At 49.4% G+C, this 3,371-nt stretch carries 7 protein-coding genes; all 7 read right to left on the reverse strand.

All coding sequences use genetic code 11. The features are described 5' to 3' along the window. Positions 1 to 292 precede the first annotated feature (292 nt). On the reverse strand, positions 293 to 751 hold the full coding sequence (locus tag GF404_02995; protein ID MBD3381143.1) for a hypothetical protein: 459 nt from the start codon (positions 749 to 751) through the stop codon (positions 293 to 295). Then, entirely contained in the window at positions 748 to 966 is a 219-nt protein-coding gene (gene tatA / locus GF404_03000; GenBank protein ID MBD3381144.1) for a twin-arginine translocase TatA/TatE family subunit, read from the reverse strand. Before tatA ends, GF404_02995 begins: the two co-directional genes overlap by 4 nt. Positions 967 to 991: 25 nt before the next feature. Next, entirely contained in the window at positions 992 to 1,258 is a 267-nt protein-coding gene (locus GF404_03005) for a DUF4321 domain-containing protein (protein MBD3381145.1), read from the reverse strand. Further along, on the reverse strand, positions 1,255 to 1,959 hold the full coding sequence (gene purQ / locus GF404_03010; protein ID MBD3381146.1) for a phosphoribosylformylglycinamidine synthase subunit PurQ: 705 nt from the start codon (positions 1,957 to 1,959) through the stop codon (positions 1,255 to 1,257). Before purQ ends, GF404_03005 begins: the two co-directional genes overlap by 4 nt. Further along, complete coding sequence (gene purS / locus GF404_03015) at positions 1,956 to 2,198, reverse strand: phosphoribosylformylglycinamidine synthase subunit PurS (GenBank protein MBD3381147.1); 243 nt, start codon at positions 2,196 to 2,198, stop codon at positions 1,956 to 1,958. The genes purQ and purS overlap by 4 nt, the downstream gene beginning before the upstream one ends. Positions 2,199 to 2,224: 26 nt before the next feature. Further along, the gene (gene pssA / locus GF404_03020; protein ID MBD3381148.1) at positions 2,225 to 2,932 is read right to left on the reverse strand and encodes a CDP-diacylglycerol--serine O-phosphatidyltransferase; all 708 of its coding nucleotides are present in this window, start codon (positions 2,930 to 2,932) and stop codon (positions 2,225 to 2,227) included. Beyond that, a partial coding sequence (locus GF404_03025) for a phosphatidylserine decarboxylase family protein (GenBank protein ID MBD3381149.1) occupies positions 2,922 to 3,371 on the reverse strand: 450 nt, incomplete at its 5' end. The genes pssA and GF404_03025, both read right to left, overlap by 11 nt.

Below are 3,371 nucleotides of genomic sequence, written 5' to 3' on the forward strand. Positions count from 1 at the left end.
ACCAATGGGAACGTGTGCCCTAATTCAATAAGTTCCTGTATCTCACTATAATAATAAAAAATGATACTACACTACATATACGACTAACGATCAGAAGCGTTCAAATCCGCTGGCGGGCCGGGGTATATGTACTCTGGATCCTTACCTCTTTGAGAGAGAGAATATGAATAGAATGATATGTCAAGTAATATACATTTTAGATAATAAATTTTAGCCGGACGCCTCCCCGGCATGCCGGTAGATAGTAGCAATAACAGCCAAATCTCCAAAGTGAGAGTTGATCAACATGATCTTATTCTTCTGAGGAATTGTCAGTGTCGAGGATATCTTCGGCCAGGGAAAGCGCTACACCGGAAAGCATAACTTCCACGCCGAGGTTGGTGAAATCGGAGGATATCAGTTCGCGGTTGATATTGGAATAGAGCGAACAGGCGGCCTCTTTTTCGACTACCAGACCGGAGATTTTATCTTCGTTCTCGGAGACGAAAGTAACCTCGCCCAGTTCATCAGAGATTACGAAACCTGAGCAGTTGTGCAGTTGCAGGTGAGCCCCGCCGGCATAGACCACGATCATCGCCCCCGTCTTACGCCGTCCCAGTTCGGTGCGTGGATATATCTCCAGGACCAGAAGGCGCTGGTTCTCATGCGAGGCAACCTTCATACGGTAATGATCGGTATCCCATTCGACTATGTCTGAGCCGATCACCTTGCCAATCTCTTCCACTTTCTCTTTGGGAAAAAGCTCGATCACCTGGTATCTCCGCCGCTTTCTTGCTTTTTGGAATCACCATTTTTTTCCGGCTGATCCAGTTTCTCTATTTCGTCTTTGGTCTCGCGCAGAGAGGATTTGAAATCGCGAATGCCTCTACCCAGCCCCTGGGCAATTTCCGGAATCCGTTTGGCTCCGAAAAGCAGAAGCACCGCCAGAAAGATTAGTATCAGCTCGGTCCAACCCGGCATAAACAGCATAAAAACTCCTTGTTACACCAGACTATATATACCACCAGCGGAAATAGATCAATACCAAAATCATAAAAAGCACGCTCATGAAATTGATCGCCACCTTGAAACCGAAGGTGAAGCTGATGATATAAAAATCGAATCCGACCGCGTCGAAACCGATCGGGATGTTCTTCTCGATAAGTGTTTTGACCGCGCCCTCGGGCAGGTAGGAAGCCACGATGTCGCCAACAAGGCCCCCAACAATTCCCGCCAGGGTCAAAACAAACACTAAAAACAGAATATCTCTGCGCTTCATACAGCCACCTTATCCTGATAATACGTACGAACTGACTCGAAAAGTTTCAGCCCGTCGGAAGAATTTAAGATATCTTCGACCGCCCGTTCCGGATGAGGCATCATCCCGAACACATTTTTGCCTTCGTTGCAGATTCCGGCGATATTGTTCAATGAGCCGTTGGGATTCGACTCATCGGTAACCTTGCCGTCTTTATCGCAATATCGGAAAACAATCTGGTCGTTTTCGATCAGTTTCCGGATCTGGTCCGGCTCATTGAAATAATTGCCGTCGGTATGGGCGATCGGCACCTTGAGAACCTCGCCGATATTCAGAGCGCCGGTGAGGGGATTCTGATTTGTATCTACCCGTATAAAAACCTCTTTGCAGATAAACCTGAGGCTACGGTTGCGAAGCATCGCTCCCGGCAGTAGCCCGGCCTCCAGAAGGATCTGGAAGCCATTACATATTCCCCACACTATTCCGCCCTCTTGAGCGAATTTTATAACCTCTTTGACAATCGGTGAGAAACGCGCGATCGCGCCGGTTCGCAGGTAATCACCATAGGAAAAACCGCCCGGCAGGATGATTACATCGGAACCGTGCAGGCTGTCATCCTGGTGCCATAAAAACTCAACTTCTTCATCGAGCACATAACGCACTGCCGCGTAGGAATCGTAGTCGCAGTTGGAACCGGGAAATGTGACTACGCCAAACTTCATTCGCTCACCTCGATCAGATACTTTTCGATGACCGGATTGGCCAGAAGCTTACGGCAGGCCTCATCGATTTCCTCGCGCACACGGCTTTTATCTGTCGCATCGACATCGATCTTAAAAATCTTCCCGGTCGAAACCGATTTGAAGCTGTCATAACCGAGATTCTGTAACGCGTTGAATACGGTTTTGCCCTCAGGATCGAGGACACCTTCTTTAAAAGTCACGGTAATTGTGGCAGTCATCGAGTTCTCCATTTCAATCCTGTCTCTCATTCAAGCGGAGCTTTTCCGCGTTCGATGCGTCCGACCAGGTTTATGCTCAGGCCGTAAATTATATACGCGCCCATCAGGGCCAAAATCGCAACCGACGGATATATAATTATAGGAATTGAGAGCAGAATGAAAAGCAAAAACTTTAAAGCCCTCGGGCGAATACGGCCGATCAGCGGAAAGCGTTCATATTCAAGGCTGGAAACCATCAGGATTGACAATGCGACGAATACCGTCAGGGCAGGCCATGCGAGCGGGAGACCGAAATTGAACCTTCCGCAGAAAAGCATATAAGCCGCCAGAGTCATCCCGGCCGAGGTTATCGGGAGGCCCGTAAAACGGCTGATTCGAACCGGATCGAACATCAAATTATGGCGGGTCAGGCGAAAAGCTCCAGCAACCAGGTAAACTCCTCCGATCAGCCAGGCCCAGAAATCAAAAGCTTCCGCCAGTGATCCGAATAACATCACCACCGGCGCCACCCCGAAAGTAACGAAATCGGCGAAGGAATCGAACTCGCGTCCGAAATGAGTGTGAGCCCCGACCGCGCGAGCGACAGTACCATCCAGACCATCCAGAACCGACCCCAGCAAAATCAACCAGGCGGACTCGACCAGACGACCGTTTAAAGCCGAAGTAATCGCCATCAGGCCACAGACTATATTGCCGACTGTAAAGGCCGAAGGCAGTAAAGCTCTAAGATTCATTTGCTGAAAACTCCCCGATTACCGTTTCCCCGCCGGTCACCCGGGCACCTTTGGATACCGATATGCTTACATTTTCGGGCAGATACAAATCAACCCGTGACCCGAAACGGATCATCCCGAAGCGTTCACCCCGTTGTACAGTCTGACCGTCCTTGAGGTTGCAGACTATCCTGCGCGCGATCATCCCGGCCCGCTGGCAAAAACCGATTTTACCGTAACTGTTTTCGATTTCAATAATCGTATGCTCGTTTTCCTCGGCCGCCTTCTCTGTGAAAGCCGCCCTGAATCTACCACTACGGTGATCCACCCGGTTAATTTTACCATCGACAGGTACTCGGTTGATATGTACATCCAGCATCGACAAGAATATCGACACACGTTTTTTAAACCCCCTGAAATAATCCGGGATATTCTCATCGACGGCGATCACCCGGCCATC

The sequence above is a fragment of the Candidatus Zixiibacteriota bacterium genome (genome assembly GCA_014728145.1).
GTDB lineage: Bacteria > Zixibacteria > MSB-5A5 > JAABVY01 > JAABVY01 > WJMC01.